The organism is Variovorax sp. LARHSF232 (assembly GCF_052871435.1).
Map to the genome: position 1 here is coordinate 28078 of NZ_JBIXJS010000006.1, position 16410 is coordinate 44487.

Here is a 16410-nt window from a genome sequence, read left to right on the forward strand (position 1 = left end):
TGCGCCGCAGCCACCATCCGCGCCGCCGGCTCAGCCCAGCTCGCGCGTCAGCGCCAGGCCGCGCATGAACACTTCGCAGCGCGCCAGTTGCTCCAGCGTGACGTACTCGTCCGGCTGGTGGGCCTGGGTGATGCTGCCGGGCCCGCACACCACCGTGGGGATGCCGGCGCCCTTGAAGATGCCGGCCTCGGTGCCGAAGGCCACCAGGGTGGTCTCGTTGTGGCCCGACAGGCGCTGCGCCAGCCGGGTGACCGGGTCGTGCGCCGCGGCCAGGAAGCTGGGGATCTCGCAAATGGTCTCGAAGCGCACGCCGGCGTCCGGCGCCACCTTCTTCATGCCCGCCTCCAGCTGCTGGGCATAGGCCAGCACTTCCTTTTGCATGGCCAGCGCGTCGGCCGTGGGCAGGTTGCGAAATTCATAGCGAAACTCGGCGTCGCGCGGCACCACGTTGTCGGCAATGCCGCCATGGAACTGGCCGACGCTGGCGGTGCTGAAGGGCACGTCGAAACCCTCGTAGCGCGGCTCGTGGTGCTCGAAGCTCTCGGCCATGTCGCGCACCTTGCCCACCAGCCGCGCCGCCATCTCGATCGCGTTGACCGATTGCGGCGTGAGCGAAGAATGCGCCTCTTTTCCGCGCACGCAGCAGCGCCAGCGGTACACGCCCTTGTGGGCGATGGCCGGCACCATGCTGGTGGGCTCGCCGACGATGCAGGCCAGCGGCTTGACGCCGGCCTCCTTCATGTCGGCGATCAGCTCGCGCACGCCGAAGCACCCCACCTCCTCGTCGTAGCTGAAGGCGAAGTGCACGGCGAAAGGCGATTCGCTTTCCAGAAAGCGCTCCGCATTGGCCAGCGCGATGGCAATGAAGGCCTTCATGTCGGCACTGCCGCGGCCGTACAAGCGCGGGCCGATCTGGTCCACGCGGCCGTCCGCCTGCTCTTCGCCCGGCCAGTCCTGCACGCTGCCCGAGAGCGGGGCCACGGTCCACTGCTGCCCGTCCCACGGCACGGTGTCGGTATGGCCCGAAAGGATGATTCCAGAGGGCTTGCCGGCACCCAGCGTGGCGAACAGGTTGGCCTTGGTCTTGTCGGCGTTCCAGGTGAGGCGGCTGCGCACCCCCAGGCCGTGCAGATGGTCGCGCACGTAGTGGATCAGCTCGAGGTTGCTGTGGCTGCTCACGGTGTTCATCCGCACCAGGGTCTGGGCCATTTCCAGGGCGCGGGTCGAGAGGACATGGGGCATGCGAAGCATTGTCCGACAAGTCGCTTGAATGCCGGCAAGCCCCCTGGCCAAGGGCTAGACTGTGCCCATGAAACTCATCGATTCACTCGTCGACCAGGCGTCGGGCATCGCCGCACTGCGACGTGAAATTCATGCCCATCCGGAGCTGTGCTTCGAGGAAGTGCGCACCGCCGACCTGGTGGCCGCCAAGCTCACCGAATGGGGCATCCCCATCCACCGCGGCATGGGCACCACCGGCGTGGTGGGGATCGTGAAAAACGGGACGAGCACGCGCGCCGTCGGCCTGCGCGCCGACATGGATGCGCTGCCGGTGACCGAGCTCAACACCTTCGCCCACGCCAGCACCATCAAAGGAAAGATGCACGCCTGCGGCCACGACGGCCACACCGCCATGCTGCTGGCGGCCGCGCAGCACCTGGCCAGGCACCGCAACTTCGACGGCACGGTCTACCTCGTCTTCCAGCCAGCCGAAGAAGGCGGCGGCGGCGCGCGCGAAATGATCAAGGACGGCCTGTTCGACCAATTCCCGATGGAGGCCGTGTTCGGCATGCACAACTGGCCCGGCATGGAGGCCGGCCAGTTCGCCGTGAGCCCGGGGCCGGTGATGGCCTCGAGCAACCAGTTCCACATCACCATCCGTGGCAAGGGCGGCCATGCGGCGCTGCCGCACACCAGCATCGATCCGGTGCCGATCGGCGCGGAGATGGTGATGGCCTTCCAGACCATCCTCACCCGCAACATGAAGCCCACCGAATCGGGCGTGATCTCCACCACCATGTTCCATGCCGGCGAGGCGCCCACCGTGACGCCCGACAACTGCGAGCTCAAGGGCACGGTGCGCACCTTCACGCTGGAGGTGCTCGACCTGATCGAGAAGCGCATGAAGGAAATCGCCGAAGGCATCTGCGCGGCGCACGGTGCCAAGTGCGACTTCAACTTCGTGCGAACCTACCCGCCCACCATCAACACCGAGGCCGAGGCCAACTTCGCACGGCGCGTGATGGCCGGCATCGTCGGCGAGGACAACGTGCTGCGCCAGGACGGTGCCATGACGGCCGAAGACTTCTCCTTCATGCTGCAGGCCAAACCCGGCGCCTATGCCTGGATCGGCAACGGCGACGGCATGCACCGCGACATGCACCACGGCGCCGGCCCCTGCACCTTGCACAACGCGAGCTACGACTTCAACGACGGCTTGATTCCGCTGGGCGCCACCTGCTGGGTGCAGCTGGCCGAGCAGTTCCTGAACACCCCGCGCGGGGGCCAGGAATGATCGGCGTGGTGGAGGCTTTTTCGCCCAGCTACGCACAAGCGCGCCAGAAATTCCTGCAGGCCTGCCTGGCGGCCGGCGTGCCAGTGAAAGCGCATCGCCATCCTCTCAAGGGCCGAGGCGGCGAAGAGCTGTCGATGGACGTCGCCCTGGACGGCAGCCCCGAAGCCCGGCACCTGCTGCTCGTCACCAGCGCCTGCCACGGCGTGGAAGGCCACTGCGGCAGCGGCGTGCAGGTGTTCGCGCTGCATGACGAAGAGTGGCGGCAGAAGGCGCGCGCCGCCGGCGTCGCGGTGCTGTACGTGCATGCGCTCAATCCGCATGGCTTCTCGCATGGCCGCCGGGTCACGCAGGAGAACGTGGACCTGAATCGCAACTTCTTCGATTTCGGCAGCGGCCGGCCGCTGCCGGTCAACGAAGACTACGCGCAGCTGCACCCGCTGCTGCTGCCCGAGCAATGGCCGCCGACGGCGGAAAACCAGGCCGCCATCGATGCCTGGATCGGCGAGCACGGCATCAAGGCCTACCAGGCGGCCGTCACCGCCGGCCAGTACCAGTTTGCCGATGGCCTCTTCTACGGCGGCACGGCGCCGACCTGGAGCAACAAGACCTTCCGCCAGGTGCTGCGCGCGCATGCGCAAGCCGCGCACAGCCTCGCCTGGATCGACCTGCACACCGGCCTGGGGCCCAACGGCCACGGCGAGCGCATCTTTGCCTGCAAGGACGACCAGGCGGCCTATGCGCGCGCCAATGCCTGGTGGGGCAGCGAGCAGGCGCCGGTCACCTCGACCTACGACGGCTCTTCCAGCTCGGCCCTGCTCAACGGGCTGATGTGGAATTCGATCTACGAAGAATGCCCAGAGGCCGAGTTCACCGCCATCGCGCTGGAATACGGCACCCTGCCGATGCTGGAAGTCACCGGCGCGCTGCGCGCCGACCATTGGCTGCACAAGCATGCGGGCCAGGCCTCGCCCGAACTCGCGGCGTCGATCCGCGCGCGCATGCTGGAAGCCTTCTACACGGACACCGATGCGTGGAAGGGCCAGATCATCAGCCAGGCACGCCAAGCCATGTTCCAGGCCGTGGACGGATTGACCGCAAGCTGAACGACTGCTCTTTTTCAGGCCACGCACCGCGGAACCGGCTTTGCCGGGCCGCAGGTGGGGTCCCCTCCTCGGGAGGTGGCGAATTACACGCAGCGAAGCGAAGTGAAAAGCCGGGAGGTCAAAGGTTCGCGCGTTGCTCGGCGATGACCAAGAGGCCATCCATGATGAGACTTTCAACGAGCTGGAACTCGGTCGACATGGACGGCGCCATCTTCCAGCCGGCGCCGCCGGTCATGTAGCGCGCCGGATCGGCGCCGCAGTGCTCGCGCACATGCGCCACCATGCGCTCCACCGCGCCGGCGATGGCGTAGGTGCCGCCGCTGGTGAGCGCGTCGCTGGTGTTGGTGGGGAACTGCACCACGTCGCCTGTGGGCACGTGCAAGCCGGCGGTGCCGGACTCGAGCGCGCGCAGCATGATGCCGTGTCCCGGCAGGATCAGGCCGCCCAGGAACTTGCCATCGGGGTCCACCGCCTCGACCGTGACCGCGGTGCCGATCAGCACCACCACCATCGGCCGCGCCGGGCCTTCGGCCAGCATGCGGTGGCGCGCGCCGATCATGGCGACCCAGCGGTCTGCGCCCAGGCGCGTCGGATGGTCGTAGCCGTTGACGATGCCGGCCTCGGCCAGGGTGGGCACCACCCAGCGCGCGGCGCAGTCGAAGCGTTCGTGGATCTGCTCTTCGGCGCGCCGGCGCACCGCGTCGCCGGCCACCACGCACCCCAGCATCGAGGTGGCCGCCGGCAGCTCGGCCCAGGGGCCTTCGGCCAGCCGCTCGATGTGGTCCAGAAACTCGGCGCCATGGGCCAATAGCGCGGCGCCGGGGCGTGCTGCCTCGAACATGGACCACTTGAGCCGGGTGTTGCCGATATCGATCGCCAGGAATCCCATGCGCGGCATTATGGCCATTGGATGACGCCATCGGCTTGCTTGCATTTGCTTGCGTTCCGGCCAAGCGCAAAGTTCGCAACCGTCACGTTTCGCCGCTACAGTGGCGCGCTCCCCCTTCCAACAACCTCGTTATCCAAGGAGAAGTCGCATGGGATTGCTCAGTTTCATCAAGGAAGCCGGCGAAAAGCTGTTCGGTGGTTCGTCGGCCAACGCCGCCACGCCGCCGGCAGACGCGAATGCCGCTGCATCGGCCGCGATCAAGACCAATATCGACAAGCAGAACCTGGGCATTCCCAACCTGATGGTGCTGTTCGACGGCGCCTCGGGCAAGGTCACCTTGCAAGGTGACGCGCCCAGCCAGGAAGCGAGCGAAAAGGCGAGCTTGGCGGCCGGCAACGTGAGCGGCGTGGTGTCGGTCGAGAACCTGCTCAACGCTCCGCCGGCCGAAGAGGCGCAATATCACGACGTCGCCAAGGGCGACACGCTGTCGGCCATCTCGAAGAAGTACTACGGCGACGCCAACAAGTACAACGCGATCTTCGAGGCCAACAAGCCGATGCTGTCGCACCCGGACAAGATCTATCCGGGCCAGAAGCTGCGCATCCCGAAGCTTTAGTTCTGCTTCCAAGGGAGGCCGCGGTAGCGCCAGCCGCCCTTGTTGCCGCGATGCCCTTCACCGTCAGCATCGCCTTCGAAACCTTCCAGCACGTTGTAGGCCTCAAGGCCCAGTTCGGTCGCCCGGCGCGCCGTCGAGATCGATCGCACGCCGCTGCGGCAAAGCATCACCACCTTCTTGCCCGCAGGCACGGCAGCGCGCAGGGCTTCGTCGAAGCCGGGGTTCATCGCCATGCCCGGCCACTGCTTCCACGCCAGGTTCAGCGCGCCGGGCACGAAGCCGACCCACTCGCGTTCGGCATCGCTGCGCACATCGACCAGCACGGCTTCGCCCTGGGCCACCCAGGCAGCGGCCTGTTCCGGCGTCACGTCGCCGGCATAGCCCTCGGCCGGGCGCACGCCCTGGCGCTGGGGTTCCATCGTCGAATCAGGCTTCGTCGTCATCTCGTTTCGTCCTCAGGTTCTAGGGTTTCTGCCGAGGCTTGGATTGCATTGGGCTGCGCGCACCCGCCTCGTACGCATTCAATTCTCGACCCTTCGTGAAAACCCTCTTTGTCACGAATGGTCACGGGTTCAAAGATGACGGCTGGACTCCCCTCTCTTCCCTGCATCCCATCTTCAACGGAGACACGTGCAATGACAGTGAACAAGTCGACCCGCCGCCGCAGTCTGCTCAAGGGCGCCGCCGTGGCAGCCGGAGCGATGTCCGCCCCCATGGTCAGCATGGCGCAGACCGCCACCTTGCGCTTCCAGAGCACCTGGCCGGCCAAGGACATCTTCCATGAGTACGCGCAGGACTTCGCCAAGAAGGTGAATGACATGGCGGGCAACCGCCTGAAGATCGAGGTGCTGCCGGCCGGCTCGGTGGTGCCGGCCTTCCAGCTGCTCGACGCCGTGGCCAAGGGCACGCTCGATGGCGGCCATGGCGTGGTGGCCTACTGGTACGGCAAGAACTCGGCGCTGGCGCTATGGGGCTCCGGCCCCGGCTACGGCATGGACGCCAACATGGTGCTGGCCTGGCACAACTACGGCGGCGGCAAGGCGCTGCTGGATGAAATCTACAAGAGCCTCAACCTGGACGTGGCCTCTTACCTCTACGGCCCGATGCCGGTGCAGCCGCTGGGCTGGTTCAAGAAGCCGGTGGCCAAGGCCGAGGAAATGAAGGGCCTCAAGTTCCGCACCGTGGGCCTGGCGGTGGACGTGTTCACCGACATGGGCGTGGCGGTCAACCCGCTGCCGGGCGGCGAGATCGTGCCGGCGCTGGACCGCGGCCTGATCGACGCGGCCGAGTTCAACAACGCCTCCAGCGACCGCGTGCTGGGCTTCCCGGACGTGTCGAAGAACTGCATGCTGCAGAGCTTTCATCAGTCGGGCGAGCAGTTCGAGATCCTGTTCAACAAGGGCAAGCTTGCGGCGCTGCCCGCCGAGCTGAAGGCGATCATCGAGTATGGCGTGCAGGCCGCCAGCGCCGACATGAGCTGGAAGGCGATCGAGCGCAATTCGCAGGACTACATCGAGCTGAAGAAGGCCGGCGTCAAGTTCTACAAGACGCCCGACGCCATTCTTCGCGCGCAGCTCGTATCGTGGGACAAGACGATCGCCAAGAAATCGACCGAGAACCCGATGTTCAAGAAGGTGCTCGACTCGCAGAAGGCCTTTGCCCAGCGCGCAGGCCAGTGGGCCAACGACTACACGGTTGACTTCAAGATGGCCTACAACCACTATTTCGGCACCAAGAAGAGCTGAAGCTGCCGGTATCGACGACGAGGGGCACCCAGGGTGCCCCTTCCTTTATGCGGCCCGATGGCCGCCGGGATTCGCCATGCAATCTTTTCTCCTGCGGGTCGACCGCTTCTCGACCTGGATCGGCAAGACCTTCGCCTGGTGCGCCGTCGGGCTCACGCTGCTGATCAGCTGGGAAGTGTTCTCGCGCTACGTGCTCAACCGTCCGCACGCCTGGGTGCTCGACGCGCAGATCATGCTGTACGGCACCATGTTCATGACGGCCGGCGCCTACACGCTGAGCAAGAACGGCCACGTGCGCGGCGACGTGCTGTATGGCTTCTTCCAGCCGCGCACGCAGGCCATCATCGACCTGACGCTCTACATCCTGTTCTTCCTGCCCGGCATCGTGGCGCTGACTTGGGCCGGCTGGATCTATGCCGGCGAGTCGCTGGCCATCCGCGAGCAGACCTTCTCGGCCGAGCCGCTGCCGTTGTACCCCTTCAAGTACATCATTCCGCTGGCGGGCATCACCCTGCTGCTGCAGGGCCTGGTCGAGATCGTGCGCTGCGTGCAGTGCATCAAGGCGGGCGAGTGGCCTTCGCGCGAGCAGGACGTGGAGGAAGTGGACGTGGAGAAGCTCAAGGAGATGGTCCATGTTCAGGACGCCGACATCCAGGCGCTCGACCAGGTGGTGGTAGCCAAGGAGGGCAAGGCATGAAGATCCGCAAGGAACTCTGGTTCGGCCTGACTTTCATGGCCATCGTCGTGGCCGGAGCGGCCATCGTGCTCTTGCGCGCCGACACCATCACCAACGGCCACCTGGGCCTGTTGATGCTGTCGCTGGTGGTGGTGGCCATCATGCTGGGCTTTCCCACCGCCTTCACGCTGATGGGCATGGGAATGATCTTCACCTGGTTTGCCTACGACAGGAACACCACGCACACGCTCGACCTGATGGTGCAGGCGGCCTACAAGACCATGGCCAACGACGTGCTGATCGCGGTGCCGCTGTTCGTCTTCATGGGCTATCTGGTGGAGCGCGCCAACCTGATCGAGACACTGTTCAAGAGCCTGCACCTGGCGATGGCGCGCCTGCCCGGCGCGCTGGCGGTGGCCACCCTGGTCACCTGCACGGTGTTCGCCACCGCCACCGGCATCGTCGGCGCGGTGGTCACGCTGATGGGCCTCCTGGCGCTGCCGGCCATGCTGCGCGCCGGCTACAGCATTCCGCTGGCGGCCGGCTCCATCACCGCCGGCGGCTGCCTGGGCATCCTGATTCCGCCCTCGGTGCTGCTGATCGTCTACGGCGCCACGGCCGGCGTGTCGGTGGTGCAGCTCTATGCGGGCGCCTTCTTCCCGGGCGTGATGCTGGCTTCGCTCTACGTGGTGTACGTGATCCTGGTGGCCTGGATCAAGCCGGCCTGGGCGCCGCCGCTGTCGGCGGCCGACCGCGCCGTCACGCTGCCGCCGCTGACCCGGCAGATCACGCTGGACGGCGGCAAGCATGCGCTGGCAGGCCTCATCGGCGCGATGAAGGGCAAGCGCAATGCCGGCGTGCCGCTGTCGCATCTGCTCAAGCAGCTCGGCATCGTGCTGCTGCCAGGGGCGCTGTTCGCGCTGGCGGCCATCACGAGCTACGAGGCCGTGACCACGGTGCGGGCGGCTGCCGAGTACGAGATCCAGGAAATCGGCAGCGAGCGTGGCAGCGCCGCAGAGGGCGCGGCCGGCGGCGTGCAGGAGCCCCCGTCCGAAGGAGGCGGCGTGCAGGAGCCCCCGTCCGAAGGAGGCGGCCTGCAGGAGCCCCCCTCGGAAGGAGGCGGCCTGCAAGAGCCACCAGGGGCCGGCGCGGGCCTGGCCGAGCCGCCCGGCGCCAGCGCGGCACAGCAGCCACCGGCGGCGGCGGCCGCCACCGCGCAGGAGGCGCCGGGCGCGCCAGCGGCGCCCGAAGGTGCCAAGACCCAGCCCGCGCCGACCTGGTGGTGGGCCTGCTTCGCGGTCCTCGGCGCCATCGTCGCGCTGTTCTACCTGTTCCTGAGTTTCGCCCGGCTCGAGATCTTCAAGATGCTGCTGGCGTCCTTCTTCCCGCTGATGATCCTGATCCTGGCGGTGCTGGGCTCCATCGTGCTGGGCCTGGCGACGCCGACCGAGGCGGCCGCCATGGGCGCGCTGGGCGGCTTTCTGCTGGCGGCGGCCTACCGGCGCCTGACCATGAGCGTGCTGAAGGAATCGGTCTTTCTCACCGCCAAGACCTCGGCCATGGTGTGCTGGCTGTTCGTCGGCTCGGCCATCTTCTCGGCCGCCTTTGCCCTCCTGGGCGGGCAGGCGCTGGTGGAGGAATGGGTGCTCAGCATGAACCTGAGCAAGGTGCAGTTCCTGGTGCTCAGCCAGGTGATCATCTTCCTTCTGGGCTGGCCGCTGGAGTGGACCGAGATCATCGTGATCTTCATGCCGATCTTCATCCCCTTGCTGGACAACTTCGGCGTCGACCCGCTGTTCTTCGGCCTCTTGGTCGCGATGAATCTGCAGACCGCCTTCCTGTCGCCGCCGGTGGCGATGGCGGCCTTCTACCTGAAGGGCGTGAGCCCGCCGCACGTGACGCTCAACCAGATCTTTCTGGGCATGCTGCCCTTCATGGGCATCCAGGTGATCGCGATCGTGCTGCTTTACATCTGGCCACAAATTGGCCTGTGGCTGCCGCAGCTTCTTTACAAGTGAGCGACACGAAATGAGGCGTCGGCTGACAGCCGACGCCGCGGCTCGCACGTTCCAAGGGGTATATGAGAACGCTGCGAGCCCTTTTTGGATGCCTTGCGCTGCTGATGGCTGCCAGCTTGGCGCTGCAGGCCTTTGCCCAGGACGCCGACCCGCCCGGGCGCGTGGCCTACCTGAATCACCAGCAGGGCACCCTGAGCATGTCGCCGGCCGGCGACGACAGCTGGTACGACATCATTCCCAACCGCCCGCTGACCCAGGGCGACCGCCTGTGGGTCGACCGCAACGGCCGCGCCGAGATCTATGTCGGCGCCAACGCGCTGCGCATGGATGGGCAGACCGATCTGGCCTTCGACGAACTCGGCGACCAGTCGCTGCGCGTCACGGTGCAGCAGGGCCGCCTGCAGCTGCGGGTGCGCGAGGACCTGGCCGATCAGCGCATCGAGCTGGGCACCGGCAACCTGCGCATGGAGGTGCGCGCGCCCGGCGACTACCGCGTGCTGGTCGATCCTGCGGCCGACAGCACGCAGATCATGGTGGCCCAGGGCAGCGTCACCGTCTATGGCGCCAACGGGCAGGTGCAGGAACTTGGCAGCCGGCAGCAGGCCGTCTTTGTCGGGCGTGACCTGGCGCCGGGCGGCGCGCCGCAGGCCCTGTCCGACGACTTCGAGCGCTGGCTGGCGGCGCGCAACCAGGCCGAAGAGCGGTCGCAGTCGGCACGCTACGTGTCGCCCGAAATGCCGGGCTATCAGCAACTCGACGCGTACGGGCAGTGGCAGACCGAGCCGGGCTACGGCGCCGTCTGGTATCCGCGCCAGGTCGCGCCCGGCTGGGCGCCGTACAGCGACGGCTATTGGATCGTCGTGGCGCCCTGGGGCCTGACCTGGGTCGACCGCGCCCCCTGGGGCTTCGCGCCTTTCCACTACGGCCGCTGGACGCGCATCGGCGCACGCTGGTGCTGGGTACCCGGCCAACGGCACGTGCGTCCGGTGTATTCGCCGGCGCTGGTGGCCTTCGTTGGCGGCCAGCCAGGCGCCAGCTTCACGGTGCGCGGCAGCCAGCCGGCGGTCGGCTGGTTCCCGCTGGCGCCGGGCGACCGCTGGCGGCCCGCCTACCGCGCCAGCGACCGCTACATCGAACGCGCCAACCGCGTGGTGATCGCCCCGCGCGACGTGCCCGCCTATGCCAACCGCGGCATCCCCAACGCCGTGACCGCCGTGCCGGCGAACCGCTTCGGCCGCGGCCCGATCAGCCGGCGCGACCATGTGCGGCCGCCCGATCCGCGAGTCCTGAACCAGGCACAAGTGCTGCCCCGCCCGCCGGTTCAATTGCCGGCGGTGGGTGCCACCACCAGCCCTGGCGGCGCGGCCGCCGCCATGGGATTCGCGGGCCGGCGCTCGTCGGCGGTACCGCCCGCGGCGATCCAGGCACGGCAGCAGCCGGAGTGGCGCCAGCGCTTCGAGCCGCAAGGGCAGCAACAGCAACAACGCGAGCAGCGCGATCAAGCTCGATCCGCGCAGCGCCAGCAGGAACTGCAGGAGCGGGCGGCCCGCGATCAGCAGGACGCCCAACGCCGTGGCATGCAGGAGCAGCAGCAACTGCGCAACCAGCAGCAGGCACAGCAGCAGCAAGAGCAGGCGAGGCGCCAGGCCGAGCAGCAGCAGGAAAACGCGCAACGGCAGGCTCGGCAGCAGGAGCAGCAGTCCAGGCGCCAGGCGGAGCAGCAGGAGCAGCAATCGCGCCGTCAGTTGGAACAACAAGCGCAGCAGCAGGAACAGGCGCGCCGCCAGGCTGAGCAGCAGCAGGGCCATGCGCAGCGCCAGGCACAGCAGCAGCAACAACAGCAAGAGCAGATGCGGCGCCAGGCCGAACAGCAGCAGGAAAACGCGCAGCGCCAGGCTCGGCAGCAAGAGCAGCAGGCCCGGCGCCAGGCGGAGCAGGAGCAGCAGGCGCAGCAGTCGCGGCGTCAGATGGAGCAGCAAGCGCAGCAGCAGGAACAGGCACGCCGCCAGGCCGAGCAGCAGCAACAACAAGCCCAGCGTCAGGCCCAGCAGCAACAACAAGCCCAGCGTCAGGCCCAGCAGCAACAACAGGAGCAGATGCGGCGACAGGCTGAACAGCAGCAGGCACAAGCGCAGCGCCAGGCGCAGCAACAGCAACAGGAACAAATGAGGCGCCAGGCCGAGCAGCAGCAGGCCAACGCCCAGCGCCAGGCCCAGCAGCAACAGGCGCAGCAGATGCAGCAGCAACAAGCCCAGCGCGCGGCGCAGATGCAAGCGCAGCAGCAACAGGAGCAGATGCGCCGCCAGATGGAACAGCAGCAGGCCCAAGCGCAGCGCCAGGCACAACAACAGCAGCAACAGGAACAGATGCGGCGCCAGGCCGACCAGGCGGCGCGGCAGCAACAACAACAGCAGCAGATGCAGCAACAGGCCGAACAGCAGGCCCGGCAACGCGAGCAACAACAGCGCCAGCAGCAGCAGCAACAGCAGCAGGCGCAGCAACAGCGCCAACGCGGCGGCGGTCCCCAGTCGAACGATCCGCAGCAGCAGCAACAGCGCCCCTGAGCACCGGCAGCGCGGTCCCCGGCATGCGGCTACAGTCAGCCGCTCCGGAGGACCCCGATGCGCACTTCTTCTCCCAACGACTTCGATCTCTTCGTCATCGGCGGCGGCAGCGGCGGCGTTCGCGCCGCGCGCATGGCGGCGGCGCGCGGCGCCCGCGTGGCGTTGGCCGAATCCGGCGCCCTGGGCGGCACCTGCGTCAACGTCGGCTGCATTCCCAAGAAGCTCTACAGTTACGCGGCGGGCTATGCCGAGGCTTTCGAAGAGGCCGAAGGCTACGGCTGGCATCTGGCCGAAGCGCCGACCTTCAACTGGCGGCACCTCAAGGCGCAGCGCGCCAAGGAGATCGGCCGCCTCAACGAGGTCTACCTCAACCTGCTCAACGGGCCGGGTGTGCGCGTGCTGCGCGGGCACGCCCGCTTCGTGGACAACGCCCACACCATCGAGGTGAACGGCGAGCGCCACACGGCGCAGCATGTGATCGTCGCCACCGGCGGCCGACCCTTCGTGCCCGAGTTTCCGGGGCGCGAACATGCGCTGGTGTCCGACGCCATGTTCGATCTGGAGCCCTTTCCCAAGCGCCTGGTGGTGGCGGGCGGCGGCTACATCGCCTGCGAGTTCGCCTCCATCTTCAACGGCCTGGGCGCCCAGGTCACGCAGCTGCAGCGCCGCGCCCATGTGCTGACCGGTTTTGATGAAGACCTGCGCCATTTCGTCGCCGCCGAGATGGTCAAGACCGGCGTGGACATCCGCTTCAACGTGCAGGTGAGCTCGATCCGGCGCGACGGCGCCGAGCTGGTGCTGATGCTCGACCGCGGCCAGGACCTGCGCGCCGACGCCGTGCTCTTCGCCACCGGCCGCGTGCCCAACACCGAGGGCCTGGGGCTGGACGCGGCCGGCGTGCAGCTGGACGAGAAAGGCGCCATCCGCGTCGACGCGCAGTACCGCAGCTCGGTGCCCACCGTCTACGCGCTGGGCGACGTCTCAACCCGGCTGCAGCTCACGCCGGTGGCGCTGGCCGAGGCCATGGTGGTGGTGGACGCGCTCTTTCCCGACCCCAAGCGGCGCGCCGGCCCGCGCCAGCCGCCGGACTACGACTTCGTGCCGACGGCCGTCTTCACGCACCCCAACATCGCGACCTGCGGCTACACGGAACGCGCGGCGCGCGTGCGCTTCGGCGATGACAAGATCACCGTCTACTGCACCGAATTCAAGAGCCTGCGCCACACGCTTTCGGGGCGCAGCGAGCGCACCTTCATGAAGCTCCTGGTGGAAAACGATTCGGACCGCGTGGTCGGCCTGCACATGGTGGGTGCCGACGCCGGCGAGATCGTGCAGGGCTTTGCCGTGGCGATGCAAGCTGGCGCCACCAAGGCGCACTTCGACCGCACCATCGGCATCCACCCCACCTCGGCGGAAGAGTTCGTCACGATGCGCGAGCCCAGCGTAGGCTAAAAAGTTCGGCCGCAAGCCAGCGACGCAGTGGCGTTGCACAATGGATTCATATGTCGCACATGCCCGAATTCATTGCCCCCCAGCGCTTCGACGATGCCAATGCCGCCCTGGACCAGGTCGAGCACATCTACCGCACCGGCCTCACGCACCTGCGCAACGCGATGATGGGCTTCGTGGCCGGCGAGACCATGCCGGGCCGGGTGCGCGCCTGCTACCCCTTCGTGCGGGTGCACACGCACACCGCCTCGCGGCCCGCGGCGGCGGTTGCCAACGCGGGGCTGTCCTACGGCTTCGTTGCCGGGCCCGGACGGTTCGAGACCACGCTGACCCGGCCCGACCTGTTTCGCAGCTACTACGCCGAACAGTTCCGCCTGCTGTTGGAAAACCACCGGATCGAGCTGGAGGTGGGCACCAGCACCCAGCCCATCCCGATCCACTTCTCCTTTGCCGAGAACGACCACATCGAAGGCCAGATGAGCGCCGAGCGCCGCGCCCTGATGCGCGACGTGTTCGACCTGCCCGACCTGGGCGCGATGGACGACGGCATCGCCAACGGCACCTACGAGCCCAAGCCGGGCGAGGCGCAGCCGCTGTCGCTGTTCACCGCCGCCCGGGTGGACTATTCGCTGCACCGGCTGCGCCACTACACCGGCACCGCGCCCGACTGGTTCCAGAACTTCGTGCTGTTCACCAACTACCAGTTCTATATCGACGAGTTCGTGCGGCTGGGGCGCGAGGCCATGACCGACCCGAAGAGCGAGTACATCGCCTTCATCGAGCCGGGCAACGTGGTGACGCGCCGGCGCGGGCTGGCCGCTGGCGCCTGCTCCGAGGAATTTGCCGCCCTGCTCGACGGCACCCAGGGCACGCCGCCGCCGCGGCTGCCGCAGATGCCGGCCTACCACCTGGTGCGCGAGGACCACAGCGGCATCACCATGGTCAACATCGGCGTCGGCCCGGCCAATGCCAAGACCATCACCGACCACATCGCCGTGCTGCGCCCGCATGCCTGGATGATGCTGGGCCACTGCGCCGGCCTGCGCCCCAGCCAGCAGCTGGGCGATTACGTGCTGGCGCACGCCTACGTGCGCGAGGACCACGTGCTGGACGAAGAGCTGCCGCTGTGGGTGCCGATCCCCGCGCTGTCCGAGATTCAGCTGGCGCTGGAGCAGGCGGTGGAGCAGATCACGCAGGTGAGCGGGCCTGACCTGAAGAGGATCATGCGCACCGGCACCGTGGCCAGCACCGACAACCGCAACTGGGAGCTGCTGCCGGGCAACCAGCCGCAGCGCCGCTTCAGCCAGAGCCGCGCGGTCGCGCTGGACATGGAAAGCGCCACCATCGCCGCCAACGGCTTCCGCTTTCGGGTGCCCTATGGCACCTTGCTGTGCGTGAGCGACAAGCCGCTGCACGGCGACATCAAGCTGCCCGGCATGGCCAACCACTTCTATCGCGAACGGGTCGAGCAGCACCTGCGCATCGGCATGGCGGCCATCGACATCCTGCGCCGCGAAGGCTCGAGCCGGCTGCACAGCCGCAAGCTGCGCAGCTTCGCGGAAGTGGCGTTTCAGTAGGCGCGAGTGCGGGCGCTCCCCATCGCGCGGGCCCCCATGTGAAATTGGTCAGTTCGCTGAAATCCGAGGTGATCCGAAAAAGATCTGCAGCACCTTGTCCTTGCCGATCACTCGCGTCAGTTCGCGGGTCGCGCAGTAGATCAGGACGAGCATGAAGACAAGGATCTGAATGGCCCAGAAGTGCGGCCAGACGATCTCGGCGAGCAGCTTGTGCTGGCCTGCGACCAGCCCGCCGGCCTGACGCGAAAAATCGAAGAGCCGCTCGAGATAGTGAATGATGGTGGCCACCATGAGATAGATCGTCGTCTTCCAGGCGACGTTGTAGATCAACGGTTTGTCAGGAAAGCGATTGATCAGGGGCAGCATGTCTGCAAGCAGCACGGCCTTTCCGAGAATGAGCGCCGCGACGGCAATGGACATCGTCGTGCGGACTCCGATCCCGGTATCCATGACCAGCAACACTCGCACAACGGCAATGAGGTGCAGCGCGATGAAGAAGAAGATCGTCGGCGGAAGCACCGCGAGGAACTCTTCCTTGATCTTGGCGGACAAGGTGCTCATTGCCGTTCCTTTCTTCTTTCGCAAGAGCTCATTTTGCAGGCATCAGCAGATGCCGCCGCAAAACGCCTGGCGTCACAGTCACTCTGCCGCGCACTCCAGCGAGAATACCGGCACGTCTGATCGCCGGCTGAGCCACACGCCGCCGCCCATCTCCTTGAACTGCTGCGACAGGCCACGGCGGTATACCTCGGCACGATGGCGAAAGAGCTGCGGGTCGGTCAGGTCTTCGTCCACGATGTCGCGGTCGTAGTCCTCACGCGTCACGACCTCCATGTACAGAGCGCCCTTGCTCAGCGTTCCAAGGTTGTGCAGCGCGCGCTTCAAGTCTGGCGGGCTCAGGTACGCGAGCACGCCCTGGCAGATGACGAAGTCGAATGGTTTCGGCGCCTGGTAATCCACCACCGAACCGCGCTCCCATCCGTAGCGTTCGCAAAGGTACTCGCTGAACTCCACGCCGCAATAGCTGGCTTGCGGGAAGTGCCGCGCCACAATGCCGCGCCACAGCCCGACGCCGCAGCCTACGTCCAGCACCCGGCGCACAGGCACGCGCAGGTATTTCAGATAGGCGCAGACAAAGGCGCCGAGCCGTTCGACGTGCTGCGGGTCAGCCACCTTGGTCTTCTGGTCGAAGTAGTAGCGCTGATAGTAGGACTCGTCGAAAGCGACGGCACTGACTGATTCCATAGGTGGATCCATT

Annotated in this window: 14 protein-coding genes; 9 read left to right on the forward strand and 5 right to left on the reverse strand. The window is 67.1% G+C overall.

Translation table 11 applies throughout. From position 1 onward, the window contains the following. Positions 1–30: 30 nt before the first annotated feature. Complete coding sequence (gene argE, locus ACIPRI_RS16195) at positions 31–1242, reverse strand: acetylornithine deacetylase (RefSeq protein WP_446622487.1); 1212 nt, start codon at positions 1240–1242, stop codon at positions 31–33. Between the two features lie 67 nt (positions 1243–1309). Between argE and ACIPRI_RS16200 the strand changes: the two genes are divergently transcribed. Continuing rightward, entirely contained in the window at positions 1310–2515 is a 1206-nt protein-coding gene (locus tag ACIPRI_RS16200; protein ID WP_446622488.1) for a M20 aminoacylase family protein, read from the forward strand. After that, positions 2512–3618 carry a M14 family metallopeptidase gene (locus ACIPRI_RS16205; protein WP_446622489.1) on the forward strand — a complete coding sequence of 369 codons (1107 nt, stop codon included), beginning with the start codon at positions 2512–2514 and terminating at the stop codon, positions 3616–3618. Before ACIPRI_RS16200 ends, ACIPRI_RS16205 begins: the two co-directional genes overlap by 4 nt. Before the next feature lie 118 nt (positions 3619–3736). Here ACIPRI_RS16205 and ACIPRI_RS16210 read toward each other — a convergent pair whose 3' ends face one another. Further along, on the reverse strand, positions 3737–4507 hold the full coding sequence (locus ACIPRI_RS16210) for a type III pantothenate kinase (protein ID WP_446622490.1): 771 nt from the start codon (positions 4505–4507) through the stop codon (positions 3737–3739). 148 nt (positions 4508–4655) lie between these two features. On the opposite strand from ACIPRI_RS16210, the gene lysM reads away from it, so the two are divergent. Continuing rightward, positions 4656–5123, forward strand: coding sequence for a peptidoglycan-binding protein LysM (gene lysM / locus ACIPRI_RS16215; protein WP_446622491.1), 468 nt, complete (start codon positions 4656–4658; stop codon positions 5121–5123). Here the strand turns inward: lysM and ACIPRI_RS16220 are convergent. Beyond that, on the reverse strand, positions 5120–5566 hold the full coding sequence (locus ACIPRI_RS16220; RefSeq protein ID WP_446622492.1) for a rhodanese-like domain-containing protein: 447 nt from the start codon (positions 5564–5566) through the stop codon (positions 5120–5122). The genes lysM and ACIPRI_RS16220 overlap by 4 nt on opposite strands. Positions 5567–5758: 192 nt before the next feature. Between ACIPRI_RS16220 and ACIPRI_RS16225 the strand changes: the two genes are divergently transcribed. The 6 genes from ACIPRI_RS16225 (at position 5759) to ACIPRI_RS16250 (ending at position 15152) form a co-directional block, all read left to right on the forward strand. Then, positions 5759–6868 (forward strand): TRAP transporter substrate-binding protein, encoded by a 1110-nt coding sequence (locus ACIPRI_RS16225; RefSeq protein WP_446622493.1) that lies wholly within the window; start codon positions 5759–5761, stop codon positions 6866–6868. A 76-nt stretch (positions 6869–6944) separates the two neighbouring features. Next, positions 6945–7565 (forward strand): TRAP transporter small permease subunit, encoded by a 621-nt coding sequence (locus ACIPRI_RS16230; RefSeq protein WP_446622494.1) that lies wholly within the window; start codon positions 6945–6947, stop codon positions 7563–7565. Continuing rightward, positions 7562–9562, forward strand: coding sequence for a TRAP transporter large permease subunit (locus tag ACIPRI_RS16235; RefSeq protein ID WP_446622495.1), 2001 nt, complete (start codon positions 7562–7564; stop codon positions 9560–9562). The genes ACIPRI_RS16230 and ACIPRI_RS16235 overlap by 4 nt, the downstream gene beginning before the upstream one ends. Positions 9563–9666: 104 nt before the next feature. Further along, positions 9667–12126, forward strand: coding sequence for a DUF6600 domain-containing protein (locus tag ACIPRI_RS16240; RefSeq protein ID WP_446622496.1), 2460 nt, complete (start codon positions 9667–9669; stop codon positions 12124–12126). Between the two features lie 57 nt (positions 12127–12183). After that, complete coding sequence (gene gorA, locus ACIPRI_RS16245; protein ID WP_446622497.1) at positions 12184–13578, forward strand: glutathione-disulfide reductase; 1395 nt, start codon at positions 12184–12186, stop codon at positions 13576–13578. A 50-nt stretch (positions 13579–13628) separates the two neighbouring features. Next, on the forward strand, positions 13629–15152 hold the full coding sequence (locus ACIPRI_RS16250; protein ID WP_446622498.1) for an AMP nucleosidase: 1524 nt from the start codon (positions 13629–13631) through the stop codon (positions 15150–15152). 48 nt (positions 15153–15200) lie between these two features. Here the strand turns inward: ACIPRI_RS16250 and ACIPRI_RS16255 are convergent, their stop codons facing one another. After that, a complete protein-coding gene (locus tag ACIPRI_RS16255) occupies positions 15201–15713 on the reverse strand; it encodes a hypothetical protein (RefSeq protein WP_446622499.1) in 513 nt (170 codons plus the stop codon). A gap of 78 nt (positions 15714–15791) precedes the next feature. Continuing rightward, the gene (locus tag ACIPRI_RS16260; protein WP_446622500.1) at positions 15792–16397 is read right to left on the reverse strand and encodes a class I SAM-dependent methyltransferase; all 606 of its coding nucleotides are present in this window, start codon (positions 16395–16397) and stop codon (positions 15792–15794) included. Positions 16398–16410 lie beyond the last annotated feature (13 nt).